Annotated in this window: 18 protein-coding genes; 9 read left to right on the top strand and 9 right to left on the bottom strand. The window is 72.1% G+C overall.

Features of this window, described 5'->3' with window-relative positions; all coding sequences use genetic code 11:
* Positions 1-48: 48 nt before the first annotated feature.
* Positions 49-924, bottom strand: a complete 876-nt coding sequence (locus tag ACZ6BB_RS10735) for an alpha/beta fold hydrolase (RefSeq protein ID WP_471614924.1) — start codon at positions 922-924, stop codon at positions 49-51.
* Between the two features lie 307 nt (positions 925-1,231).
* Positions 1,232-3,559: a DEAD/DEAH box helicase gene (locus ACZ6BB_RS10730; RefSeq protein ID WP_471614923.1), complete on the bottom strand. Its 2,328-nt coding sequence runs from the start codon at positions 3,557-3,559 to the stop codon at positions 1,232-1,234.
* Positions 3,560-4,060: 501 nt separating this feature from the next.
* Here ACZ6BB_RS10730 and ACZ6BB_RS10725 point away from each other — a divergent pair.
* Positions 4,061-4,837 (top strand): ferritin-like fold-containing protein, encoded by a 777-nt coding sequence (locus tag ACZ6BB_RS10725; RefSeq protein WP_471614922.1) that lies wholly within the window; start codon positions 4,061-4,063, stop codon positions 4,835-4,837.
* A 204-nt stretch (positions 4,838-5,041) separates the two neighbouring features.
* Here ACZ6BB_RS10725 and ACZ6BB_RS10720 read toward each other — a convergent pair whose 3' ends face one another.
* The 4 genes from ACZ6BB_RS10720 to ACZ6BB_RS10705 all read right to left on the bottom strand — a co-directional run bounded on the left by ACZ6BB_RS10720 (position 5,042) and on the right by ACZ6BB_RS10705 (position 7,053).
* Complete coding sequence (locus tag ACZ6BB_RS10720) at positions 5,042-5,314, bottom strand: hypothetical protein (protein WP_471614921.1); 273 nt, start codon at positions 5,312-5,314, stop codon at positions 5,042-5,044.
* 208 nt (positions 5,315-5,522) lie between these two features.
* Positions 5,523-5,750 carry a DUF3107 domain-containing protein gene (locus tag ACZ6BB_RS10715; protein ID WP_005480533.1) on the bottom strand — a complete coding sequence of 76 codons (228 nt, stop codon included), beginning with the start codon at positions 5,748-5,750 and terminating at the stop codon, positions 5,523-5,525.
* Positions 5,751-5,991: 241 nt separating this feature from the next.
* Positions 5,992-6,633, bottom strand: a complete 642-nt coding sequence (locus ACZ6BB_RS10710) for a TetR/AcrR family transcriptional regulator (protein WP_152171547.1) — start codon at positions 6,631-6,633, stop codon at positions 5,992-5,994.
* A gap of 201 nt (positions 6,634-6,834) precedes the next feature.
* Positions 6,835-7,053 carry a hypothetical protein gene (locus ACZ6BB_RS10705; protein WP_471614920.1) on the bottom strand — a complete coding sequence of 73 codons (219 nt, stop codon included), beginning with the start codon at positions 7,051-7,053 and terminating at the stop codon, positions 6,835-6,837.
* Positions 7,054-7,402: 349 nt separating this feature from the next.
* Here ACZ6BB_RS10705 and ACZ6BB_RS10700 point away from each other — a divergent pair, with 349 nt between their 5' ends.
* The 7 genes from ACZ6BB_RS10700 (at position 7,403) to moeZ (ending at position 17,201) form a co-directional block, all read left to right on the top strand.
* Complete coding sequence (locus ACZ6BB_RS10700) at positions 7,403-8,491, top strand: alpha/beta fold hydrolase (RefSeq protein ID WP_471614919.1); 1,089 nt, start codon at positions 7,403-7,405, stop codon at positions 8,489-8,491.
* An 8-nt stretch (positions 8,492-8,499) separates the two neighbouring features.
* Positions 8,500-10,263: a DUF3152 domain-containing protein gene (locus ACZ6BB_RS10695; protein WP_471614918.1), complete on the top strand. Its 1,764-nt coding sequence runs from the start codon at positions 8,500-8,502 to the stop codon at positions 10,261-10,263.
* A gap of 223 nt (positions 10,264-10,486) precedes the next feature.
* Complete coding sequence (locus ACZ6BB_RS10690) at positions 10,487-12,643, top strand: DUF3492 domain-containing protein (protein ID WP_471614917.1); 2,157 nt, start codon at positions 10,487-10,489, stop codon at positions 12,641-12,643.
* Positions 12,640-14,064, top strand: coding sequence for a hypothetical protein (locus ACZ6BB_RS10685; protein ID WP_471614916.1), 1,425 nt, complete (start codon positions 12,640-12,642; stop codon positions 14,062-14,064). The genes ACZ6BB_RS10690 and ACZ6BB_RS10685 overlap by 4 nt, the downstream gene beginning before the upstream one ends.
* Before the next feature lie 198 nt (positions 14,065-14,262).
* Positions 14,263-15,222 (top strand): NAD-dependent epimerase/dehydratase family protein, encoded by a 960-nt coding sequence (locus ACZ6BB_RS10680; RefSeq protein ID WP_471614915.1) that lies wholly within the window; start codon positions 14,263-14,265, stop codon positions 15,220-15,222.
* Entirely contained in the window at positions 15,210-15,959 is a 750-nt protein-coding gene (locus tag ACZ6BB_RS10675) for a spherulation-specific family 4 protein (protein ID WP_471614914.1), read from the top strand. Before ACZ6BB_RS10680 ends, ACZ6BB_RS10675 begins: the two co-directional genes overlap by 13 nt.
* Positions 15,960-16,022: 63 nt before the next feature.
* The gene (gene moeZ, locus ACZ6BB_RS10670) at positions 16,023-17,201 is read left to right on the top strand and encodes an adenylyltransferase/sulfurtransferase MoeZ (protein WP_046916944.1); all 1,179 of its coding nucleotides are present in this window, start codon (positions 16,023-16,025) and stop codon (positions 17,199-17,201) included.
* A 92-nt stretch (positions 17,202-17,293) separates the two neighbouring features.
* Here the strand turns inward: moeZ and ACZ6BB_RS10665 are convergent, their stop codons facing one another.
* The 3 genes from ACZ6BB_RS10665 to ACZ6BB_RS10655 all read right to left on the bottom strand — a co-directional run bounded on the left by ACZ6BB_RS10665 (position 17,294) and on the right by ACZ6BB_RS10655 (position 23,487).
* Positions 17,294-18,820, bottom strand: coding sequence for an alpha/beta hydrolase (locus tag ACZ6BB_RS10665; RefSeq protein ID WP_471614913.1), 1,527 nt, complete (start codon positions 18,818-18,820; stop codon positions 17,294-17,296).
* Positions 18,821-18,938: 118 nt separating this feature from the next.
* Positions 18,939-20,483, bottom strand: a complete 1,545-nt coding sequence (locus ACZ6BB_RS10660; protein ID WP_471614912.1) for an alpha/beta fold hydrolase — start codon at positions 20,481-20,483, stop codon at positions 18,939-18,941.
* 205 nt (positions 20,484-20,688) lie between these two features.
* Positions 20,689-23,487 (bottom strand): lysylphosphatidylglycerol synthase transmembrane domain-containing protein, encoded by a 2,799-nt coding sequence (locus ACZ6BB_RS10655; RefSeq protein ID WP_471614911.1) that lies wholly within the window; start codon positions 23,485-23,487, stop codon positions 20,689-20,691.
* A 185-nt stretch (positions 23,488-23,672) separates the two neighbouring features.
* Here ACZ6BB_RS10655 and ACZ6BB_RS10650 point away from each other — a divergent pair, with 185 nt between their 5' ends.
* Positions 23,673-24,038, top strand: coding sequence for an MGMT family protein (locus ACZ6BB_RS10650; RefSeq protein ID WP_471614910.1), 366 nt, complete (start codon positions 23,673-23,675; stop codon positions 24,036-24,038).
* Positions 24,039-24,330 lie beyond the last annotated feature (292 nt).

Raw genomic sequence — 24,330 nt, 5'->3', positions numbered from 1 at the left:
CAGCAGTACGGCCGGGCCGCGTGCCGGTGCCCGGGCCCGTGTCGGCGCTCAGCGGGCGACGCGGTCCCAGAAGCCGATGAGGGCCTCCGCCGTCGCCTGCGGCTGATCGGTGTTCGGGGAGTGCTCGGCGTGCCGGACGACGGTGCGGTGGGCGTTCAGCCGCACGGCCATGTCGTCGAGGACCGGGATCGGCCAGGTGTCGTCCCGTTCGCCGGACAGGACGTGCTTGGGCAGGTCCACGGCGGCGAGTTCGGCGACACGGTCGGGCTCCACGCAGAGCTGGCGCCCCGTCGCGACGAGCTGGGCGGGGCTGGTGGCGAGCCAGCGGTGCCGCAGGTCGGCGCGGTCGTCCAGCCCTTCGTCGAGGGCGCCGGTCTCGGTCTCCTCCGGCTCCGGCGCGTCCATCGCCTGAATGGCGTCCCACACCTGCTCCATGTCCATCACCGTCAGGGCGTCCCGCAACAGCTTCACGCGCTGCTGCTGGTCGGCCGAGATCTGCGCGGGGCCCGAGGCCATCAGGGTGAGCGAGGCGAAGGGGGAGGCGTCCAGCAGCAGGGCGGCGCGGGAGATCTGGCCGCCGAGCGAGTGACCGACGAGGTGCAGCGGGGTGCCGTCGCTCACGGCCTTCGCCTGGGCGAGCAGGTCCTTCGCCAACTCCGCCTGAGCGTACGGCGCTTCGTCGTCCTCGGCACCCGGGCTCTCGTACTGCCCGCGTCCGTCCACCGCCACCGACCGGTACCCGGCCTCCGCCAACGGCTCGTGCAGCGCGATGAAGTCCTCCTTGCTCCCCGTGAACCCCGGCACGAGCAGCACGGTGCCCTTCACCGCGACGCCTGCCTCGATCACGGCGAACTCCCCCCGAGGGGTACGCAGACGGTACGCCCGGGCACCGGCGGGCGGGGTGAAGGTAGGCGGACGGCTCATGGGGGGAGCGTAACGGCCCGGCGGTGAAGGGGCTCGCGCCGGCCCGGCGTTCCCGGCCGAGCGGCTCGGCGGACGGCCGCGGCCCTGAAGCCCGTCTGTCCGGCGCGCGGGGAGCTGCGCGAGAAGCCCCACCGGGCCCGCGCATGGGGGGCGGTCGGCCCGCGCACGAGGGTCGGCCCGCGCAAAGGGGTCGAAGGAGTGCAGCCGGGAGGGGACGGGCAGGGGCGGCGGGGGCGAGGAAACCCTGGAAAGGCCGAAGGTCCGGCCCCCCGGAAGGGGAACCGGACCTTCGCTGGACCGGACGGGCTCAGCCCTCCGCGGCCTCCACGACGGCGGCCGCGGCCTTGCGCGTACGCCGACGCGGAGCCGGAGCCTCGGCCGCCACCCCCGCGTCCTCGGCGACAGCCGAAGCCGCCGCCTTACGCGTACGACGCGGCTTCGTGGCCTGCTCCTCCGTCGGCTGGGCCGGAACCGCCGCCTCGGCGGTGGCTGCCGTCTTGCGGGTGCGGCGGCGAGGCGCGGCCGGGGCCTCCTCGGCGGCGGTCTCCGTGGCGACAGCCTCGGCCTCGACGGGTGCGACGGCCTTGCGGGTGCGGCGGCGAGGCTTGGCGGGTGCCTCCTCGGCGGTCACACCCTCGGCCGTGTCGAGCGCGGCCTCGGCGGCGGGCGCCTCGGCGGGCGCGACGGCCTTGCGGGTGCGGCGACGAGGCGCGGGCGCGGCCTCCTCGGCGACGGCCTCCACCACGGTCTCGGCGGTGGCTGCCGTCTTGCGGGTGCGGCGGCGCGGCTTGGGCTCCTCGACGGTGTCGAGGGCGGCCTCGGCGGCGCTGTCCGTGGCCTCGGCGACGGTGGCTGCCGTCTTGCGGGTCCGGCGGCGAGGCGCGGCCGGGGCCTCCTCGGCGGCGGTCTCCGTGGCGACAGCCTCGGCCTCGACGGGTGCGACGGCCTTGCGGGTGCGGCGACGCGGCTTGGCGGGTGCCTCCTCGGCGGTCACACCCTCGGCCGTGTCGAGCACGGCCTCGGCGGCGGGTGCCTCGGTCGCCTCCACCGACTTCCGGGTGCGGCGGCGCCGCTTGGGCGCCTCCTCGGCCGACTCGGCGGGCGAGTCCGCGACGCTCTCGGTCACGGTCTCGGCCGACGTGCTGCCGACCGTCTCGACCACGGCCTCGGCAGCGGGGTTCGCCCCGGCACGGGTACGGCGACGACGGCGAGGCGTACGGCTCTCGGCCTCGGCCTCGGCCTCGACGGAACCGGTACCCGGCGCCGCTGCGGACTCCGACGGCTTCGTGACCGCCGCGGCCTCCGGGGACGCCCCGTCCATGGTGGCTCCACCGCGCGTACGACGGCGGCGACGCGGCGTACGCGCCGGGCGCTCGCGCTCGCGCTCGGTGGACGACGGCGGGGCGGAGGAACGGCCGCCACGACCGCGCGGACCACGCCCGCCCGGCTCTCCCAGGTCCTCCAGCTCCTCGGCGTCCAGGCCGGCCCGGGTGCGCTCGGAGCGCGGCAGGACACCCTTCGTGCCGACCGGGATGCTCAGCTCCTCGAAGAGGTGCGGGGAGGTGGAGTACGTCTCCGGCGGGTCGTTGAACCCGAGGTCCAGCGCCTTGTTGATGAGCTGCCAGCGCGGGATGTCGTCCCAGTCGACGAGGGTGATCGCGATGCCCTTGGCACCCGCGCGGCCCGTACGGCCGATGCGGTGCAGGTACGTCTTCTCGTCCTCGGGGGACTGGTAGTTGATGACGTGGGTGACTCCCTCGACGTCGATGCCGCGGGCGGCGACGTCGGTGCAGACGAGGACGTCCACCTTGCCGTTGCGGAAGGCACGCAGGGCCTGCTCGCGGGCGCCCTGGCCGAGGTCGCCGTGGACCGCGCCGGAGGCGAAGCCCCGCTGCTTGAGCTGGTCGGCGAGATCGGCCGCGGTGCGCTTCGTACGGCAGAAGACCATGACCAGTCCCCGGCCGTCGGCCTGCAGTATGCGCGAGACGATCTCGGGCTTGTCCATGTTGTGCGCGCGGTAGATGTGCTGCGCGGTGTTCCGGACCGTCGCGCCCTCGTCGTCCGGCGACGTGGCGCTGATGTGGGTCGGCTGGGACATGTACCGGCGGGCCAGGCCGATGACCGCGCCCGGCATGGTCGCCGAGAACAGCATCGTCTGGCGGCGGGCCGGAAGCATGTTGATGATCTTCTCGACGTCGGGCAGGAAGCCCAGGTCGAGCATCTCGTCGGCCTCGTCGAGGACCAGGCACTTGACGTGCTTCAGGTTCAGCTTCTTCTGGCCCGCGAGGTCGAGGAGCCGCCCGGGGGTGCCGATGACGACGTCGACGCCCTTCTTCAGGGCCTCGACCTGGGGCTCGTAGGCGCGGCCGCCGTAGATCGCGGTGACGCGCACGTTGCGCACCTTGCCGGCGGTCAGCAGGTCGTTGGTGACCTGGGTGCACAGCTCGCGCGTGGGGACGACGACGAGCGCCTGCGGCGAGTCGACGAGGTCCTCGGGCTTGGCGCGGCCGGCCTCGACGTCGGCGGGGACGACGACGCGCTCCAGGAGCGGGAGGCCGAAGCCCAGCGTCTTGCCGGTGCCGGTCTTGGCCTGGCCGATGATGTCGGTGCCGGTGAGGGCGACCGGGAGCGTCATCTCCTGGATGGGGAAGGGGTTGATGATGCCGACGGCCTCAAGCGCCTCGGCGGTCTCGGGAAAGATTCCGAGATCTCGGAAAGTCGTAGTCAGGGTGCTGCCTCTTCTGTGTACGCGGTGTGAGGCGAGCGCGGGGGTCGTGTCGGACCGTGCCGGGGACGTCGGCCGCCTCACGGGCGGACCGTGTGGCACGGGACCACTGCCGACGCTCTAGCGCTCATACCGCTGAGGGGTTCCCTCCGGACGCCGTACGCGATGTGCCGTACGGAGAAGAAGGGCTGTCGGGTCGGAGCCGATCGGGCCACCGACCGGGCATCCTCATGCGTGCGGCCTGTCGAGATACGGTCGAACGATCGAACTACGTCGACGTACCAGCAGGCGCATTACCACCATACCTCGGAATCGCGCATATGCGATGGCCGATTTGGTCACGTAGTGGTTGTCACACTGAGGGGCACGCGAATCGGCCGGGCCCTTCCGCCCTGCGCGGAGCGGGCTATTGTGCGCTTCATGACCACGTCTGACAAGCCTGAGAACACCACCGGCGACGCGTCCGCCGACGCCGCCGACACCGCCGAGGTCACCGGGATCGCCGCCCAGGACTGGGCCCGGGCCTCCGCCGACCCGCAGTACCGCGCGGCGGTGGTGGATCTGCTGGGGGCGCTGGCGTACGGGGAGCTGGCGGCGTTCGAACGGCTCGCGGAGGACGCGAAGCTGGCGCCGACCCTCGTCGACAAGGCGGAGCTGGCGAAGATGGCGGCGGCCGAGTTCCACCATTTCGAGCGGCTCGCCGGCCGGCTCACCGAGATCGGCGAGGAGCCGACGCGGGCCATGGAGCCCTTCGTCGACGCGCTCGACGGCTTCCACAAGCAGACCGCGCCGTCGGACTGGCTGGAGGGGCTCGTCAAGGCGTACGTCGGCGACTCGATCGCCAGCGACTTCTACCGGGAGGTCGCGGCGCACCTCGACTCGGACACGCGCGGGCTGGTGCTCGCCGTGCTCGACGACACGGGGCACGCCGGCTTCGCCGTGGAGAAGGTGCGCGCCGCGATCGACGAGGACCCGCGCGTGGGCGGCCGACTGGCGCTGTGGGCACGGCGGTTGATGGGGGAGGCCCTGTCGCAGTCGCAGCGTGTCGTGGCGGACCGGGACGCCCTGTCCACGATGCTCGTGGGCGGTGTCGCCGACGGGTTCGATCTGGCCGAGGTGGGGCGGATGTTCTCGCGGATCACCGAGGCGCACACGAAGCGGATGGCCGCGCTGGGCCTGGCCGCGTGAGCATGCGGGTGTGACCACGTCGGTGCAGGCACGTCGGTGCAGGCACGTCGGGGTGAGCGCGTGGACGTGGGCGCCTAGTCGTCGTGAGGTGCGGTGCCGTCCTGGGGGTGCGGGCCCGGCCGCGGCCGGTCGCGCGGGTCCACACGCCCCGGGACGGGCGGCTTCGACGCTGTCAGGGGGCCTTCGGGTCGGGACGCGTCCCGCTCAGGCGGTCGCCGAGCTGCTGTGTCGAAAGCGTTCCGTCGGCCGCAGCAGCAGGGACAGGGAGGCCGCCGCCACGACCAGCGCGCCGGTGAGGATCAGCGGATAGTTCGCCGAGTCCAGCGCCGTGTGCGTCAGGAACGCGCCGAAGAGGCCGCCCGCGGTGCCGGTCGGGAGGACCAGGGCGCGCGACGGCAGACGGTGGGGCAGGCGGTATACGGCGGCACACGCCAGGGCGAAACCGAGGAGTGCGGATCCGAGCGCTTCCAAGAACATGATCGGGTTCCCTCCCGCACGGCCTGGCCTGGGCAGATCGTTCGTAGCCGGTACTACCCCCGCGCCGTCGAGCGCAATCATCGCCCGTCCGCGGGATGTGTCGGTTGCGCGCGGCTCGGCCGGTGGGAACCATGCGCCGTGGACGTACGGAGGGGCCCGGTGGTTTTCACGCCACCGGGCCCCTCCGTACGTCTTCCGTGCCTCGTGACTACAGCGCGCTGAAGCCCACCTTGCGGACGGCCGACTCGCCGATGTCGACGTAGGCGAGACGGTCGGCCGGGATCAGCACCTTGCGGCCGTGCTCGTCCGTGAGGCTCAGCAGCGCCGACTTGCCGGTGAGCGCCTCGGCAACGGCACGCTCGACCTCCTCGGCACTCTGCCCGCTCTCCAGAACGATCTCGCGGGGCGCGTGCTGCACGCCGATCTTGACCTCCACGGCTATGTCCCTCCGACGGTCAGTGAAGTGCGCGGGCTTCCGCGCCGTACCCAGCACACATTAGCCCGGTGAGGGGACGTACACGCTCCGCCCGAGAACGCCAGGAGCGAACAGGACGCGGGAATCCTGACCGGCGTTCGCGATCGGCGCTCCCCTCGGCATGCTCGGCAGGCGTGCTCCACAGGCACGCTCGGTGGCCGTGGTCGACAGCGGTGGTCGACGGGGTGCCGAGGGGGCGCGATCAGTGCTGGTCGATGCCGTGCAGGGGGAAACCCGCGATACCGCGCCAGGCCAGCGAGGCGAGCAGCTGGACCGCCTGCTCGCGCGGGACGCTGCGGTCGCTGTGCAGCCAGGAACGGGCCACCACCTGGGAGAGACCGCCCAGCCCCGAGGCCAGCAGCATCGACTCCGCGCGCGAGAGACCGGTGTCCTCGGCGATGACGTCGCAGATGGCCTCGGCGCACTCGTTGGTGACCTTGTCGACGCGCTCGCGCACGGCGGGCTCGTTGGTCAGGTCCGACTCGAAGACCAGCCGGAAGGCGCCGCCCTCGTCCTCGACGTACGCGAAGTAGGCGTCCATCGTGGCCCGGACTCGCTGCTTGTTGTCGGTCGTCGACGCCAGCGCGCCGCGCACGGCCTGGATGAGGGACTCGCAGTGCTGGTCCAGCAGCGCCAGATAGAGGTCGAGCTTGCCGGGGAAGTGCTGGTAGAGCACCGGCTTGCTGACTCCGGCGCGCTCGGCGATGTCGTCCATCGCGGCGGAGTGGTAGCCCTGGGCCACGAAGACTTCCTGGGCGGCGCCCAGCAACTGGTTCCGTCGGGCTCGGCGGGGCAGCCGTGTGCCCCGCGGGCGCGCCGCCTCTGTCTGCTCGATGGCTGTCACGCCGCCTCCCAAGATCGTCCACATGCGGGTGTGCGCCGCGCCGCCATCGTACTTTTCGGTAACCCCGGTGTGCGCGGTGCGAGCGCAGAATTTCACGGACCGGACGGCGGGGAAAGTGCCGCGGACCACGCCAAACAGGGGCATGGCGGGCACGGGGAAGCCCTTTCTCGTCACCTCTCGTCGTCCCTGGTGGGGGTCGGGTTACCGGTAGTCGTCCTCGTCGAGGGAGACCACGCGGGCCTGTTCCGCCAGATCGGCCTCGTTGGCGGCGCCCGGGTCGACGTCGGTCAGTGGGTCGTCCCGGTGCGGGGCGATGTCCTTGTGCTGCTCGGCGGCGTCGGCCTCCGGGGCCTCGACGTCGTCGAGCTCGGTGGGGTCCTCCTCTGTGAAGGTGTCGGGATCGCTCGGGTCGACGGCCATGGTGGGTTCCCTTCCTGCTGTGCCCTGTTACCGCTCCTGGTTCTGCCCCGGTGCCGTCGGAACGTTCCCTGAGACGGCCGGGTCACGTACGGGTGCCCTGTTCGCGAGCCTGGATGCCCTGTGTACGAGCCTAGGAGAAGGGTGATCGTGGCGCTACGCGATCGCGGGCGCCCTCGCCGGGAGCCCGCTGAGCACCGGCGACGGCCCGCCGCCGAGGCGGCGACCAGGGCTCCTCGCCTTCTCCCCGTACGCCTGGCAGCCGTGCCCCGCACACATGGCTGAATTTAAGTCCGGACCTGTGATGGCGAACACATGAGTCACTGCGTGATCGTCTCGTAACATTGCCCGCATGTCTTCGACCGAGCTGCCGTCCCTGCTGACCGCCACCGCATCGCCGAAGGCGAGTGCCGTGCGTGTGGCGCCCGGCGAGAGGATGAGATCGGTCCGGCTGCCGGGGGTCACACTGGCGGTGCGGTCGAGGCCGCCGGCGCGCGAGGGGCTGCCGCCCGCTCTGTATGTGCACGGCCTGGGCGGTTCCTCGCAGAACTGGTCCGCGCTGATGCCACTGCTGGACGGGCTCGTGGACGGCGAGGCGATCGACCTGCCCGGCTTCGGCGACTCCCCGCCCCCGGACGACGGCAACTACTCCGTCACGGGGCACGCGCGCGCGGTCATCCGTCACCTCGACGCCTCCGGGCGCGGCCCCGTGCATCTCTTCGGCAACTCTCTCGGCGGCGCGATCGCGACCCGTGTCGCCGCCCTGCGCCCCGATCTCGTCCGCACCCTGACCCTGGTGTCGCCCGCCCTGCCCGAACTGCGCGTGCAGCGGACCGCCGTGCCGACCGCGATGCTCGCGCTGCCGGGCATGTCGGCCCTCTTCACCCGCTTCACCAAGGGCTGGACCGCCGAGCAGCGCGTACGCGGTGTCACGGCGCTCTGCTACGGCGACCCCGGCCGCGTCACGGACGAGGGTTTCCGCAACGCCGTCGAGGAGATGGAGCGGCGCCTCCAACTCCCTTACATGTGGGACGCGTTGACGCGTTCTGCTCGTGGACTCGTGGACGCCTACACCCTGGGCGGGCAGCACTCGCTCTGGCGCCAGGCGGAGCGCGTCCTCGCCCCGACCCTCCTTGTCTACGGCCGCCGCGACCAGCTGGTCGGCTTCCGCATGGCCCAGCGCGCGGCCCGCGCCTTCCGCGACTCCCGCCTCGTCTGTCTGCCGGACGCGGGGCACGTGGCGATGATGGAGTACCCGGAGGCCGTGGCCGCCGCGTTCCGTGAACTGCTGGCGGACCACGGGGAGTCGGGTGGCGGGGCGGACCCGGGGGAGAGGGGTTATGACGCGACAGGTCCGGGGGCGGAGACCTGGGAGCTGGACGCCGGCGCCGGATCGGTCGCCGACGGACCTCCACCGGGCTCACCCGGCGGGGGGAGCTGAGGCGCGGCGTGGGACGGCACAGCCGCAAGGGGCGGGCGCCGAAAGGCGACACGAACGACACAAGGACGACCCGGGCGGCGACCTCCGCCGGATCGGGCGACGGCGCACCGGCCGTGCGACGCACATCGGGCACTCAGGGGGGCGCAGGGGGGCAAGGGGTCCGGGGCGCGGACGGCCCGGCCGTTCCTGTCGCCGGAAGCGCTCCCGCTGCGGGGGCTCCGGCTCCGGCTCCGACGACAGCGGCGCAGGCGGGCGCTCGGCCGTCGGCCGGTCCGTTGCCTCCAGGGGGTTACGGCCTGCCTCGCGGCCAGGTGATGCCGAGATTCACCGGCGGTGTGCCTGCGCCCGGGCAGCAGGGCGCTCGTCTTCCTGAGGGCACACCCGCGCACGGCTTTCCCCGCTTGCCCGAGGGTGCTCCGGCGCACGCCGTCCCTCGTTTCGCCGACGGCACTCCGGCGCACGGCTTTCCCCGGCTTTCCGGTGGCGCTCCCGTCCGTGGCTATCCGCCGAGTCGTGGTGAGCACCCTGAGCAGCGTGAAGCCGGGGGCGGTTGGGGGCACTTGGGTGGTGACGGGCACCGGACGGGTGCCGGACACGGCGTGGCGCACGGGGCTCCCGCGGGGGCCCCGTATGGTGTGCCGGGCGAGGCGTCACCCACCGGCGCCCCGCACGGCGAACCTCCGGAGCGTTCCGGTCGCCGTATCCCCATTCCCCGGCAGCGGCAGGAGACCATGCCCCCCGGTGGCCCCCGCCAGGCATATCTGGACGCTTTCGACGAGGTCGACGACGTCTTCGCACCCGGTCGGACACCTCGCGCCGCGTCGGATGCCGCCGCGGGACGGACCGAGACGGCTCTCCAGGAGAAGCCACTGCGCGAGGGGACGCGGGAGAACCCGCTGGGCCGGCAGGAGCCGGGGGAGCGGCCTTCGCACGAGGGGTCCGAGCCCGCGGAGACGGCGAAGGGCGGCAAGGGACGGGCGTTCGCCGGTATCGCGGCCGCGGCCGTCACGACCGTGCTGGTGGTCGTCGTGGGCGGGCAGATGGCCGCCGGACAGGACGACGCCGCTCCGCAGCCGCAGGCCGCCGACGACGGCGAACGCGAGGTGCGCGGTGCCTCACGCAGCGACAACCGGCCCATACCGTCCGGTGCGCCGAGCCCGAGCGCGACGCCGTTGTCGTACGACCAGAAGGTGGGCAGGACGTACACGCTCGCGGCGGATCTGGAGGGCGGCGGGAAGTTCGAGGCGGTCAAGGGCTTCGACAAGGCGCCGGGGAAGGGGCAGAAGTACCGCTACCGCGTCGACGTCGAGAAGGGACTCGGCCTGGATCCCGAGTTGTTCGCCGAGGCGGTGCAGAAGACCCTGAACGACGAGCGGAGCTGGGCCCATGGCGGCGGCCGTACGTTCGAGCGGATCTCCTCGGGCACGCCCGACTTCGTGATCACGCTGGCCAGCCCGGGCACCACGGCGACCTGGTGCGCCAAGTCGGGGCTCGACACGACCGTGGACAACGTGTCCTGCGATTCGGCCGCCACCGAACGCGTGATGATCAACGCCTACCGCTGGGCCCAGGGCTCGAAGACGTACGGCGACCAGATCCACGCGTACCGGCAGATGCTGATCAATCACGAGGTCGGTCACCGCCTCGGCTACAGCCATGTGACCTGCGACAAGAACGGCGAACTCGCCCCCGTCATGCAGCAGCAGAGCAAGTTCCTGACGTACGACGGGATCACGTGCAAAGCCAATCCCTGGCCCTATCCCGGTAGTTGACGGAGCACGCGAGACGATCCCGAGATCGTCTGACGCAGCGTGATCGAATGATCCCTTAGCGCGACAAAACGCGTACCGCTAGGGAAAGTTACGCCCGTTCACCCCTTTTGGTGGTGCGACGGACAACCGTCCGTCGCACCCCCGCCTCGTCCGCATACGTTCGTCCCGCTGCGAGCCGCCGGGTGAACGGCGGCTTCTCAAACGGGAGATCGGGGGTGCACGCGTGCGCATCGGACTGCTTACGGAGGGTGGCTATCCGTATGTGAGCGGTGACGCCAGGCTCTGGTGCGACCGACTCGTACGTGGGCTGGCGCGACACGAGTTCGACATCTACGCGCTCAGCCGGAGCGAGCGGCAGGAGGACGAGGGTTGGATCCCGCTGCCGCCCCAGGTCAGCCGGGTTCGTACGGCGCCCCTGTGGACCGCCGAGGACGACGGGGTCACCCATGGGCGCCGGGCACGGCGGCGGTTCGCCGAGGCTTACGGCGAACTGGTGTCCGCGGTGTGCTCAGAGGCTTCCGGCGGTGGGGCGGCCGTTGAGGCGGACCGTTTCGGCAATGCGTTGTACGGGCTCGCCGAGCTGGCCCGCGAGGAAGGCGGGTTGGTCGGCGCGCTGCGCTCCGAGATCGCCGTGACCACGCTGGAGCGCGCTTGTCGCGCGCCGGGCGCACTGCGAGGGGCGCGCGAGGCTCGCGTACCGGATCTGCTGACGGTCGCCGCACACCTCGAACGCGCCCTGCGCCCCCTCTCGCTCGACTGGTACGAGGACGACGGGCTCGGCTCGGTCGACCTGTGTCACGCGACCGCCGGGGGCTCGGCCGCGCTTCCCGGGCTGCTGGCCCGGCACTTCCACGGGGTGCCGCTCCTGGTCACCGAGTACGGCGTGCCGCTGCGGGCCCACTACCTCGGGGCTTCGGGGGAAGCGCCGGTGCGCGCCCTGCTCGCGGCCTTCCACCGGCGGCTGACCGCCGAGGTCTACCGGCAGGCCGCCTGCCTCACCCCCGGCAACACCCACGCCCGGCGCTGGCAGGAGCGCTGCGGCGCCGACCGGGCCAGGATCCGGACGGTCTACCCGGGCATGGACGCCGCCCGCTTCGCGGATGTGGGCGAGTCGCCGGAGCACGCGGATCCGTACACCCTGGTCTGGGTCGGCCGCATCGAGCCCGCCAAGGATCTGATCTCACTGCTGCACGCCTTCGCCGAGATCCGCCGGGCGGAGTCCAAGGCGCGACTCAGGATCATCGGAGCGGCAACGGGATCCGAGGCCACCGCTTATCTGGGGCACTGCAGAGCCCTGGCCGCGCAGCTCTTTCCCGACGAGGCGGACGGCGTCCACGCGGTCGGCGACAACCCCGTCTCCTTCGAGGAGATCGGCGATCCGGCCGTTCCCGATGTGGCCGAGGCCTACGCGGCGGGTGCGGTGGTCGTGCTGTCCAGCGTCGTCGAGGGCTTTCCGATCAGTCTGGTCGAGGCCATGTTCTGTGCCCGGCCGACGGTCTCCACCGATGTGGGCGCGGTCGTGGAGGTCATCGGCGGCACGGGCCTCGTCGTCCCTCCGCGCAATCCGCGGGCGCTGGCCGAAGCGTGCGTGGCTCTGCTGCGGGAACCCCAGCGCCGTGCGCGCCTGGGCGCGGCCGCCCGCGCACGCGCTCTCGAACTCTTCACGGTGGAACAGAACGTCGAGGCATTTCGTGGCATCTATCTGGAGGTCGTCTCCCAGGCCCCGGTGCGCAAGGTCGTCCTCGACGGCACCGGTGAACCCCTGCCCTTCGGAGCCCCGGCCGAGGCACGGGTACCCGGCCGCTGGACCGACTCCCGACTGGTGACGGGCGGCCTCGGTGTCGCCGGAGTGGCCGGGGTAGCCGGGGTGGCGGGCGTCGCTGGGGTCGCGGGGGGTGCCGGGGGCCCGGGTCGCGGAGCGGCCGGCCCGGGACGGCCGCGCTGGGCCGTCGACACGCCTGTGCCGACGACGACACCGGTGGCGGGGACCACGACGACGACACCGGTGGCGGCAGCGGCGTCGGCGTCGGCATCGGCATCGGCATCGACGGCGGTGACGGTCGCGCCCCCGACTGCGGCATCGACGGCGGTGACGGTCGCGCCCCCGACTTCTGGGGCGCCTGACTCGACGCCGGGCGCCGCGTGTGGCTCGGCGCCGGCTTCTCCGTCCACTCTCGCGAAGGGGCGTGCGCCGGGCCCGGCCCCGGCAGCGGCACCTGCCACGACTCCCGCCTCCGGCTCTGCGCCCGCCGCCGCATCCGGTTCTGCCGCCGCCGCGGCGTCGTCCTCCCTTTCGGCGGCGGACGCGGTCCCGGCCGTGGAGAGGTCTCCACAGACGACCGCCGGGGAGCCCGTAGCTGCGGGGGAGGGCGCGCGATGAGCGAGTTGCGCCTGGACGGGCTGGGCGGGCTGGACGAATGGGAGGGGCGAGAGGGGCTGGACGGACCAGAGGGACTGAATGGGCGGGACGGACGAGACGGACGGGACGGGCGGGAGGAATTCGATGTGGCCGATGGCATCGGAGAGTTGGACCACTCGGGCGTCAAGCCCGGTGCGGTCGGTGTGATCGGTGCGGCCGGTGCGGCCGGTGCGAAAGGCTCGTCCGGTCCGCACCCTTCACCGGATGCCATGACCTCGCCCGCTCTCCAGGCGTCCCATGACCTCGTCGCCTCACTCGATCCGACCTCCCGACCTGGCGACCGCGATCCCTCCGCGACCGTACCCACGTCCGCGCCCCGACGCGGCGCCGTCGACCCCGTGAAGGCACTGATGCACCGGCACCGGGACCTCTGTGAGCGGGCGGTGGACCCCTTGGAGATCGCCGCCGGGCTGGAGGCACACGGGGTGACCGACCGCACGGCCGCCCGCTTCCGGCACCGGGACGTGTTCTCCCTCGCCGAAGAGATGTACGCGCGTGTGCCGCGGGACGGGGAGGAGTCCACGGAGCGCGAGCCGGCGCCGAGCGCGCCCGGCGCGCGCGGTGGCTGGGCTGTACTTGCCCTCCTGCCGGGCGCTCTGTGCGCGGCGGCTGTCGTCGGCGTGCGCCTCACCGACGGCCGGCCCCGTCTCGCGGTCGCCGCCGCCGGCGCACTCGCGGTGGCGCTCGCCCTCCGCTTCGCCCTCGACCGCGGTCCCCTGCGCGCACCCTCGGACGCGGTCGGCCGTACCCGCGTGTGGACCTGCTGGCTGGTCGCGTACGCGCTCCTCGGCGACGGCCTGTTCGCCGCCGGTCTCGACGACGGTCCCCACGGGCCCTGGCCCCTGGCCGTCGCGCCGGTGCTCGCACTCGGTCTGTCCTGTGCGCCCGCCGTGTGGTGCGCCCAACTCCTCGCCACCCGCGCCCGCCGCAAACTCGCCTCCAGCCGAGGCCTCGCGGAGTTCGCCGACTCCGTGAAGCCCCTGATCCTCGGCGTGTTGGCGCTCCACCTCTGTGCACTGGCCGCCCTGCTCGCCCTGTGCGCCGAGGTCCTGCACGAGCCCTCCGGCTACGCCGGCGCGGGCGCCCTCGGCGCCCTCCTCCTCCTCGCCCGCCTCCTCATCGCGCACGGAACCCCCCAAGCCCCGGTCGTCGCCCTCCGCGCAGCCGCCCTGGCCGAGGCGCTCGCGCTGGGCACGGTCTTCGCGAGCCGGCTGCCCGGCTGCTCCGTCCTGGCCGTCCCCGCCCGCGCGGTCGTGGACACCTGGGGGGCCGGGGCCGTACCCGCCCTTGTGTGCGGCGCCGCCGCGCTCGTCCTGCTCGTCCACGCCACCCGCACGCTGACCCGGGCTTCGGCCCACTTCCTGCCCTCCGGGGCGACCTGACCCGTCTCCGGCCCTTCGCCCGGCGGCCACACGTCGCCGTGCGAAGTCCGGGCCGGCCGACGCTCGGGGCTCACGTCCCGGGCGCCCGTCCCCCGAGGCCGACACCGCGGGCCACCTCATCACCCACGGCACCACCCCATAAGGAGAACGCCAGATGATCACCTCCCGAACCGGAGAACCCGCCCCGGGAGCCGCCCGATGAGGGTTCTGCTGATCGGAGCCAACGGATACCTCGGTCGCTTCGTCGCCGAGCGTCTGCTCGCCGACCCGGCCGTACAGCTCACCGCGCTCGGCCGCGGCGACGACGCCGACGTACGGTTCGACCTCGCCACCGGCAGCCCGGGCGCGCTCACCCGCTTCCTGGACGCCGTCCATCCCGGAGTCGTCGTCAACTGCGCCGGTGCCACCCGCGGCGGCGCCCGCGAACTCACCCGGCACAACACCGTCGCCGTCGCCACCGTCTGCGAGGCCCTGCGCCGCAGCGGCTGCGGGGCCCGCCTGGTGCAGCTCGGCTGCGGCGCCGAATACGGGCCCAGCCAGCCCGGGTCCTCCACCGCCGAGGACGCCGTGCCCCGCCCCGGCGGCCCGTACGGCGTGAGCAAGCTCGCCGCCACCGAACTCGTCCTCGGCTCAGGCCTGGACGCCGTGGTCCTCCGCGTCTTCTCGCCCGCCGGACCCGGCACACCGGCCGGCTCGCCGCTCGGCCGCCTCGCCGAAGCCATGCGCCGCGCCATGCAGTCCGGCGACGGCGAACTCAAGCTCGGCGGTCTCGGCGTCCAGCGCGACTTCGTCGACGTCCGCGACGTCGCCCGTGCCGTCCACGCCGCCTCGCTCTCCGCCGCCCAGGGGGTGATCAACATCGGCTCGGGCCGCGCCGTGCGCCTCCGCGACGCCGCGGCCGTCCTCGCCCGCGTGGCCGGCTACGGCGGCGCCCTCCACGAACTCGACGCTCCGCATGGCCCCCTCAGGCCCACCATCGGCCACCCCCGCCCCGAACCGGACCACGCCGCCCCCATCTCCTACCCCTACCCGGACGGGTGCGGCAGCTGGCAGCAGGCCGATGTCCGCACCGCCCGGGACCGCCTCGGCTGGCGGCCCAGGATCAACCTCGAGGAGTCCCTCGCCGACATCTGGATGGAGGCGGCATGCCGTATCTGACCCCGGCCCCCTCCGCCATCGCGAACACCGGCCTGAGCCTCGGCTTCGGCATCCCCGGCTATGCCCACCCCCTCGTCGCCCCCTTGGAATGGGGTGAACTCGCCCGTCCCGGCACCCCTCTGCACTGGGTCGTCCTGAACGTCTCCGACGGCCCCGGCACCCGCCCCGACCCGCACTGCCTCGAAGCCGCCGGGCGGCTGCGGAACGCGGGCGTCCGGGTCCTCGGCCACCTGGACCTGACCTATGGCGCGCGCGCCCTCGCCGACATCGCCTCCGACGCGCGCCGGTATCTCGACTGGTACCGGATCGACGGGTTCTTCCTGGACCGCTGCCCCACGGAGCACGGCGCCCTGCCCGACACCGAGCACACGGTCACCGCACTGCGCGCGCTTCTCGGCGGCGGGCACCTCGTCCTCGGTCACGGCACCCACCCGCACCACGGCTATGTCGACATCGCCGACCAACTGGTGACCTTCTCCGGGCCCTGGAGCGACTACCGCTGGTCGCAGGCGGCCGAGTGGACCGCCGACCATCCACCCGAGCGCTTCTGCCACTTCGTCCACGGCGTCCCGCGCGGACACCTCGACGAGGCACTGCGCGTCGCCCGCTGGCAGGGTGCCGCCACGATCTACTTCACCGACCGCGGGGACCGTGGCGGCCGGACCGACCCCTGGGAGACGATGCCCGGCTACTGGGACGACATCGTCTCGCTGGTTGGAACGGGTGTCTCGGAATGAAAAAGGGCGTGGCAGTGTTACGGGGAGAACAACTGTAGTGATTGACCGACCAACGGAGTCCCCGTGTCGCTGCCACCCCTGGTCGAGCCCGCTTCCGAGCTCACCGTAGACGAGGTCCGCAGGTACTCCCGCCACCTGATCATCCCCGACGTCGGGATGGACGGGCAGAAGCGGCTGAAGAACGCCAAGGTGCTGTGTGTGGGCGCCGGCGGCCTCGGCTCCCCGGCGTTGATGTACCTGGCCGCGGCGGGCGTCGGCACGCTCGGCATCGTGGAGTTCGACGAGGTCGACGAGTCGAACCTGCAGCGCCAGATCATTCACAGCCAGGCCGACATCGGCCGGTCCAAGGCCGCGTCCGCGCGCGACTCCGTGCTCGGGATCAACCCGTACGTGAACGTGATCCTCCACGAAGAGCGGCTCGAGGCCGAGAACGTGATGGACATCTTCAGCCAGTACGACCTGATCGTCGACGGCACGGACAACTTCGCGACCCGCTACCTGGTCAACGACGCGGCCGTGCTGCTGAACAAGCCGTACGTCTGGGGCTCGATCTACCGCTTCGACGGCCAGGCCTCCGTGTTCTGGTCCGAGCACGGCCCCTGCTACCGCTGCCTCTACCCCGAGCCGCCGCCGCCGGGCATGGTCCCCTCCTGCGCCGAGGGCGGTGTCCTCGGTGTGCTGTGCGCCTCCATCGGCTCCATCCAGGTCACCGAGGCCATCAAGGTCCTCACCGGCACGGGTGAGCCGCTGGTCGGCCGCCTGATGATCTACGACGCCCTGGAGATGCAGTACCGCCAGGTCAAGGTCCGCAAGGACCCCGACTGCGCGGTCTGCGGCGAGAACCCCACCGTCACCGAACTCATCGACTACGAGGCCTTCTGTGGCGTCGTCTCCGAGGAGGCCCAGGAGGCGGCGGCCGGCTCGACGATCACTCCCAAGCAGCTCAAGGAGTGGATCGACGACGGCGAGAACATCGAGATCATCGACGTCCGCGAGATCAACGAGTACGAGATCGTGTCCATCCCGGGCGCCAAGCTGATCCCGAAGAACGAGTTCCTCATGGGCACCGCCCTGGAGGCACTTCCGCAGGACAAGAAGATCGTCCTGCACTGCAAGACGGGTGTCCGCAGTGCGGAAGTCCTCGCCGTCCTGAAGTCGGCGGGCTTCTCCGACGCGGTCCACGTCGGCGGCGGTGTGATCGGCTGGGTCAACCAGATCGAGCCGAGCAAGCCGGTCTACTAGACCCGCACCTTCCCGGCAGGGGCTCGGCACCACGGGTGCCGGGCCCCTGTCCGCTCCCACCCGTACCAGGGCGCGGCGGCGGCCCTCCCGGACTACGCGCAGACCTTGCCGTCCTTCGGCACCGTCCCGTCCAGCAGATACGCGTTCACCGTCGAGTCGACGCAGTCGCTGCCGCTGCCGTACGCGCCATGGCCCTCGCCCTTCCAGGTGAGCATCACACCGACGTCCGCGCCCAGTTCCGCGGCCATCTTCCGCGCGCCCTCGTAGGGCGTCGCCGGGTCCCCGGTGTTCCCCACCACGAGGACGGGCGCGGCCCCCGGTGCGCTCACCTCCGGCGAGTCCGTCAGGCCCGGCACCGGCCAGTCGTGGCACCAGCCCGCGGTGTCCCACCCCAGGAACTCGCCGAAGACGGGCGAGATCTCCCGGAATTCGGGCAGCAGCCTCTTCGTCTCCTCCACGCTCGGCCGCTGCTTCTGGTCCAAGCACGATATGACCCGTTGGGAGTGGGTCGTCGTGCCGTAGCGGCCGGACGGATCGCGTTCGTTGTACCCGTCGGCCAGCGCGAGCAGTTCGGTGCCGTCGCCGTCCTCGGCGGCGTCGAGCGCGCTGGTCAGCGTGGGCCAGCTCCGCTCGCTGTAGAGCGGCAGGACGATACCGGTGGTCGCCAGTGTCTGGGTGAGTTCGCGGCCGGACGTCGTCGCCAGTGGCTTCGCGTCGATCCGCTCCAGCAGCTTCTCGATCTTCCGTGTGCCCGCCTCGGGGTCCCGGCCGGTGGACTTCAGGTAGTTGTCGAGAGCCCGCTGGAAGCCCAGGGCCTGGTTCTTCGCGTGGCCCACCGTGTCGGCGGTCGGGTCGACCACCGCGTCCAGGACCAGGCGCCCCACGTTCCGGGGGAACAGGTGGGCGTAGACCCCGCCCAGTTCGGTGCCGTAGGAGATACCGAGATAGTGCATCTTCTCGTCGCCCAGAACCCGGCGCATGAGGTCCATGTCGCGGGCGGTCTCGGCGGTCGAGACGTGGGACAGCAGCTTGCCCGCGGCCTTCTCGCATCCCGCGCCGAAGTCGGCCGCGTCCTGGAAGAAGGCCGTCTCCTCGGTGGCGTCGTCGGGAGTGGCGTCCACCGACTCGCTCGCCCGGATCTCCTTGTCGCTGCGGCAGCGCACCCCCTCGCTCCCGGCCACCCCGCGCGGGTCCCAGCTCACCAGGTCGTACCGTTCGTGCAGTTCGCTCGTCAGCCCCGCGTACGACGGCAGCATGGAAACGCCCGAGCCGCCGGGGCCGCCGAAATTGAACAGAAGGGAGCCGAGGCGTTCACCGGCATCGCCGGTCGCCTTGCTGCGGATCAGTGCGAGCCCGATCGTCCCGTCGTCCGGATTCGCGTAGTCCAGCGGCACCTTCAGCGTCGCGCACTGCCAGTCTCCGCCGGGTGCGGGGCCTTCCGAAGTCGCCTCGCAGCGACCCCAGTCGAGCTTCTGGGGCGGCGCGGGTGGTGCCGGTGAGGGGGACGAGGCCTTTCCGTCGTCCGCTCCGTCACCCGCCCTGTCGTCCGCGCCGCCGCTGCACCCGGTGACCAGCAGCACGGCAGCAGCCAGGGCGGCCCCCCGTGTAAAGCGCGCCATGCTTGCTTCCCCCTCCAGCGATATCGTCCGCCGGATGTCCCGAATGGCGGTCATGCCATGGTATGCGGACCGTCGTGAATGCCGAGATCGCCTGTGGATAACGTTCTGACCTGTGACTTCATGAGCAGACCGTGCCTGCTTTCGGCGTCTTTCCCTCGAGCAGGTAGCCGTCCACGGCCCTCTGGACGCAGGCGTTCCCGCTGTTGTACGCACCATGGCCCTGCCCTCGGTACGTCAGCTCGATCCCGACTCCCGCGCCGAGGGCCTCGACCATCTTCCGGGCTCCCTCGTACGGAGTGGCGGGATCGCCCGTGTTGCCGATCACGAGGATCGGTGCCGCTCCCGGGGCCCGCACCTCGGGGTGGTCGGCCGCGCCGGCGACGGCCCAGTCGGTGCAGGTGAGCAGGGACCAGGCCATCCAGTCGCCGAAGACGGGGGAGGCCGCCCGGAACTCGTCCAGCCGCGTCTCCACGTCGTCGGTGGTGTAGCGCGGCGCGGAGTCCGCGCAGTTGATGGAGACGTTCGCCGCGGTGAGGTTGCTGTACTCGCCGTTCTCGCTGCGCCCGTTCATCGAGTCGGACAGCGACATCAGCAGGCTGCCGTCCCCGCTGTACGCCAGTTCGAGACCCTGAGTCAGGTACGGCCAGAGGTCCTGGGAGTACAGGGCCTGGGCGATGCCGCTCGTGGCGATGGTCTGGGTGAGGTCGCGGGGGAAGATCCCGTCGATCGGCCGGGCGTCGAGGTCGTCGAGCAGCCCGGTGATCCGGTTCTCGACATCCTGTTGGCTGTCGCCGACCGGGCAGTCCTCGGCCTTCGACACACAGTCCCGGGCGTAGTTGCCCAGTGCCAGCTGAAAGCCTCCGGCCTGCCCGAGCGTGCCCTGTTCCGCCGTCTGCGTCGGGTCGACGACCGCGTCGAACACCGCGCGTCCGACCGTCCGGGGGAACAGGTGGGCGTAGACGCCGCCGAGTTCCGTGCCGTAGGAGATGCCGAAGTAGTGGAGCTCGTCGTCACCGAGGACCTGGCGCATGAGGTCCATGTCGCGGGCCGCGTCCGTGGTGCGGACGTGCGGGAGGGCCTTGGCGGAGTTCTCCTCGCAGGCGGCGTTGAAGGACTTGGTCGTGTCGAGGAACTTCGTCCGTTCGGCGGCGTCGTCCGGGGTCCCGTCCTGCTGGAAGTACTCGTCGAGTTGCTCGTCGTCCTCGCACCGGATGCCCGCGCTGCGCCCGACCCCTCGCGGATCGAAGCTGACCAGGTCGTAGCGGGTGCGCAGTTTCGCGTAGTCCTGCGCGGAGGCCGGCAGTGCCTTGACGCCCGAGCCGCCGGGGCCGCCGAAGTTGAACAGCAGCGAGCCGATGCGCCTGTTCCTCGCGCCGCTGGTCCGCGCCCGGATCAGCGCGATGCCGATGGTGTCGCCGTCGGCGTCGTCCCAGTCGAGGGGTGCCTTCATGGTGGCGCACTGCCACTCGTCCCCGTCGGGCAGTGGCGAGGGCGCGGTGCCGCCGCCCTCGGACTCGGACGGGGCCTCGCAGGCCTTCCAGCTCAGCTTCTGCGCGCTCAGGTCCGTGTCGTCCCCCTTGACGTCGTCGCCGCACGCCGCCAGGGACAGCAGGACGGCGACCGTGACCACGACGACGGAACGGGAGCGGGGCGAGGTGGGCATGCACCCATCGTGGAGGCGGCCGGGTCGATGCGCCCTGGGGCACGGGCCGTGCGGGTGAGAGGCGAAACGGCGTCGCGCGCGTGGGGGCCGGGTGCGAGCGAACATGCCGTCACGCGCACGTTGGCCGGGTGGCGCACGCGCGCATGGGCCGGGTGAGTGGGGGACGGGCCTCACGCGTGAGTGCGTCCTCCTGCGCCGTGGCTGCCTAGAGCGCGCCCTTCCGTGACAACTGGTTGAAGGCCAGCCATCCGGGAAGCACCGGCAGCCACAGGGTGAGCAGCCGGAACAGCAGCACTGCCGGCGCGGCGACCTCCTTGGGGAGGCCGACGGCGATCAGACCCACCGTCAGGGTGGCCTCCACCGCGCCCACACCGCCCGGGGTCGGCGCCGCGGACCCCAGCGCGTTGCCCGCGAGGAAGACGACGGCGACGCTGGCGATGCTGATCGATACGTCCTCGTTGCCGAAGGCGCGGATCGAGGCGTCCAGGCACATCACGAAGCAGCCCGTGAGAAGCAGCATGCCGCCGATGCCGGTCACCAGCTTCTGCGGCCGCTGCAGCACGTCGAGCATGCGCGGTACGACACCGGCGAAGAGCGAGCGCACGCGCGTGACGACGAACTTGCGCAGGAACGGGATCGACGTGACCACGAGCACGAGCACCGCGACCGTCAGCAGGCCCGCGATGACGGTGCGGGACGGTGACAGGGACGGTGTCTTCTCCGTGCCGGTCAGATAGCCGAAGGCGAGCAGCATCAGGATGTGGCAGCCCAGGCCGAAGAGCTGGGACGCGCCGACACTCGCCACCGCGAGACCGGGTCGCACCCCGGCGCGCTGCAGGAAGCGTGTGTTGAGTGCCACACCGCCCACCGCGGCCGGCGCCACGATCTTGACGAACGAGCCGGCGACCTGGGCCCCGATCGTCCGCAGGAACGGCACCCGCTCCGGCACGAAGCCCAGCAGGCTCATGGCCGCCGCGACGTAACTGAGCGCGGAGAAGAACACGGCGGCGGCGACCCAGCCCCACTCGGCGTTCTCGATGAGCGGCCCGAACTCGATGTGGGTCAGCTGGGTCAGCAGGAAGTACGCGCCGATCGCGCCGGCGATGAGACTGATCAGGGTGCGGGGCTTGACCCGCTCCAGCCGGGCCGGTTCGACCGGTGCCTGGGGCCTGATCAGCAGCACCTGGTGACGGATCTGGGTGAGCAGGTCTTCTTCGCGGGCCTCCTCCAGGGCCTCGTCGATCGCCCGCTTCTCCGCTCGCTGCTCGGCTCGTACGGCCTTCTTGTCGGCCTTGGCGGGTTCGGCGGCCGCCTTGCTGTGCTCCTCCGCGCGGGCCTGCTTGGCCAGATGGGAGGCCTCCAGGACCGCCTCGCGCTCGCGTTCGGCCCGTTCCCGGGCCAGTCTGCGCAGGGTCGCGCGCGTGGAGCGCGAGAGGGCGATGGGCTGCAGCAACGGCAGACAGTCGGCCACGGCGTCGGGACCGAGCACGCTCACCGCCGAGGCCACCGCGCGTTCGGCGCCCACCCGCAGGCCCAGGGTCGTCAGCAGCTGGGAGACGTCCATGCGCAGCACGAGGTCGCCGGCCGCGATCTCGCCGACGCGCAGGTCGGTCAGGATCACCGTGCCGGAACGATCCACCAGAATCGCGTCACCCACGAGCCTGCGGTGGGCGATGCGCCGCGACTGCAGGGCCTTCACCTGATGCCAGGTGTCGGACATCAGTGCGTCGGTGACCTCGTCGTCCGCCAGGGAGTCCAGGGTGCGGCCGCCGGTGTGCTCGTAGACGAGCATCACGGCGTCCGGTCCGAGTTCGGAGGTCGCGATCAGCTTGGGCGCGTTGGCGCCGGCCGCGATGGCCGCGTACGCGAGGAGGGCCTCCTGCTCCAGTGCCTGGCGCAGTGACTGGAGGCTGCGGCGGGTGGTGATGCCGCGCAGCGTCAGCCGCCGCCAGACGCGGTAGAAGAACCCTTGTGCCTGTTGTTCCCGGTCGACGACGGTGACGTCCAGGGGTGGGCCGTCCTCCAGCGTCACGAAGTACCGGCGGCCCCGGTCCCCGCCCTCGGCCGTCTCCGGGACCTCCTCACGGGCCGCGCTCACCGGTTTGAAGCCGACCCGTCTGAGGCCGGCCATCAGGGTGCGGCCGGTCGGGCGTACGTTCGGTGAGCCGACCGCGTAGAGCGTTCCGTAGGCGACGGTCCAGCCGATGAGCACCGTCAGGATGATCGAGAACGGTGTGGTGTACCCGGTGACCAGCATCGAGAAGGCGTCCAGCAGCAGCACGATCCACAGCACGGCCCGCCAGCGGGGTCTGCGGGACATGCCGACGGCCGTCATGTACGCGATGACCGGCGCGAGGTAGCCGTGCACGGGGTCGGTGAGCGCGTGGATGCCGCCGGGTGAGGGTTGGGTGAGAGCTTCCTGGATCGAGTCCGGGGCCCCCCTGGCGACCCACAGGTCGGTGGCCAGCGTCACTCCGTGCGCCAGGACCGCCGCGAGCACGCCGTCGGCGATACGCAGCCCGTCCCGCTTGATCAGGCGTTCGATCGCGAAGGCGACCGGTACCAGCAGGATGGCGATGCTGGACCCGAGACCCGCGAGCTTGATCAGCAGATCCGGCGCCTGGCCCGTGCCCTTGTTGATGTCCTGTTCGAGCCCGGAGGTGGTGCCGTGGGCGAACGCGGCGATCGCCAGCAGGAGGACGATGCCGAGGATGCCGACCGACAGCCGCATGAGGTCGGACGGACGGTGCACACGCGCGGGGAGCAGCGGTTCGTCGCCCTCGACCTCCTCGGCGTGAGCCTCTTGCGCACCGTCCGGCCCGACCTGCCGCTTTCCGTCCTCCTGTGGCGTCGTGGAGGCGGTTTCGGCCACGGCCGGGACGGTGTCCGGGGTCTTCTTCGAGACGTTCTCGGCGCCCTCGTCGCCCTCCCCGGCGGTGTCGGGGCGCGAAGAGGCGTCAGAGGTGCCCGCCGCGTCATCGGGGTGCACGCTCTGCTGTTTCATCGTCTCTTCTTGGTCTCGTATCACCAGTCACCGCCCGCACGATGGTGGCATGCCGGGTGGGCACACAGGGGCATCAGGGTGCAATGCGGGGGCGCACAGTCTGCCCGAAGACCGCCCCCGGAGCGAGGGACGCACGCGTCGGCCACCTTGTCCCATTGTCGGTGGGGTGGGGCAGGATGGGGCGGATGAGCGAGGAGAGCCTTCCGGCGGACGCCCTGCCGGAGTACGCGGAGCGGGTCCTCGAGGTCACCGACCTGATCCCGCCGGGGCGTGTCATGACATACGGGGACGTCGCCGAATGGCTGGGAGAGGGGGGCCCGCGCCAGGTGGGCCGTGTGATGGCCCTCTACGGAGGCGCGGTCGCCTGGTGGCGCGTCGTCCGCTCCGACGGCGTCCTGCTGCCCGGACACGAACTGAGAGCCCTGGACCGCTACCGCGTGGAGGGCACGCCCCTGCGCGAGGCGAGCCGTGCGGCCGAGGGCCATGTGCCGCGCGTCGACATCAGACGCGCGCGCTGGGACGGCGGTGGGCCCGTGGAGGAGCGGATGTGACAACCGTCGGGGTCCGGCCGGCTCCGGTGCGCCCCTTGCGCCGTACGAGGGAAGCGGGGGACGCCGGCGGCATGCCGTACGTTCGTGGGGCGAGGGACGCACGTGTCGCGCGAGTCGGGAGGGAACAAGAGGAAGCCCTGCTTCCGTACCACCCGTCGGCGTAGCGTCGGCTCCGCGTGTCCCTCTCACCCCGCGGCCACCGCCCTCACCGAGCGGCGGGCCGCGCACCCGTCCCCCGACCACCACGCCTCGGCTTCGGCGCGCCGCGCCGGCAGTGACATCTCGCACACCC

The organism is Streptomyces sp. NPDC041108 (assembly GCF_055592645.1).
Note: the sequence above shows the minus strand (reverse complement) of the source record. Positions and strands in the feature narration are given on the sequence as shown.

What these genes read in the sequence shown, in the direction of transcription:
- ACZ6BB_RS10735 (WP_471614924.1), bottom strand. Translation starts at nt 924, where the DNA reads ATGAGCCGTCCGCCTACCTTCACCCCGCCCGCCGGTGCCCGGGCGTAC.
- ACZ6BB_RS10730 (WP_471614923.1), bottom strand. Translation starts at nt 3,559, where the DNA reads ATGACGCTCCCGGTCGCCCTCACCGGCACCGACATCATCGGCCAGGCC.
- ACZ6BB_RS10720 (WP_471614921.1), bottom strand. Translation starts at nt 5,314, where the DNA reads ATGTTCTTGGAAGCGCTCGGATCCGCACTCCTCGGTTTCGCCCTGGCG.
- ACZ6BB_RS10705 (WP_471614920.1), bottom strand. Translation starts at nt 7,053, where the DNA reads ATGGCCGTCGACCCGAGCGATCCCGACACCTTCACAGAGGAGGACCCC.
- ACZ6BB_RS10700 (WP_471614919.1), top strand. Translation starts at nt 7,403, where the DNA reads ATGTCTTCGACCGAGCTGCCGTCCCTGCTGACCGCCACCGCATCGCCG.
- ACZ6BB_RS10685 (WP_471614916.1), top strand. Translation starts at nt 12,640, where the DNA reads ATGAGCGAGTTGCGCCTGGACGGGCTGGGCGGGCTGGACGAATGGGAG.
- ACZ6BB_RS10680 (WP_471614915.1), top strand. Translation starts at nt 14,263, where the DNA reads ATGAGGGTTCTGCTGATCGGAGCCAACGGATACCTCGGTCGCTTCGTC.
- ACZ6BB_RS10675 (WP_471614914.1), top strand. Translation starts at nt 15,210, where the DNA reads ATGCCGTATCTGACCCCGGCCCCCTCCGCCATCGCGAACACCGGCCTG.
- ACZ6BB_RS10665 (WP_471614913.1), bottom strand. Translation starts at nt 18,820, where the DNA reads ATGGCGCGCTTTACACGGGGGGCCGCCCTGGCTGCTGCCGTGCTGCTG.
- ACZ6BB_RS10660 (WP_471614912.1), bottom strand. Translation starts at nt 20,483, where the DNA reads ATGCCCACCTCGCCCCGCTCCCGTTCCGTCGTCGTGGTCACGGTCGCC.
- ACZ6BB_RS10655 (WP_471614911.1), bottom strand. Translation starts at nt 23,487, where the DNA reads ATGAAACAGCAGAGCGTGCACCCCGATGACGCGGCGGGCACCTCTGAC.
- ACZ6BB_RS10650 (WP_471614910.1), top strand. Translation starts at nt 23,673, where the DNA reads ATGAGCGAGGAGAGCCTTCCGGCGGACGCCCTGCCGGAGTACGCGGAG.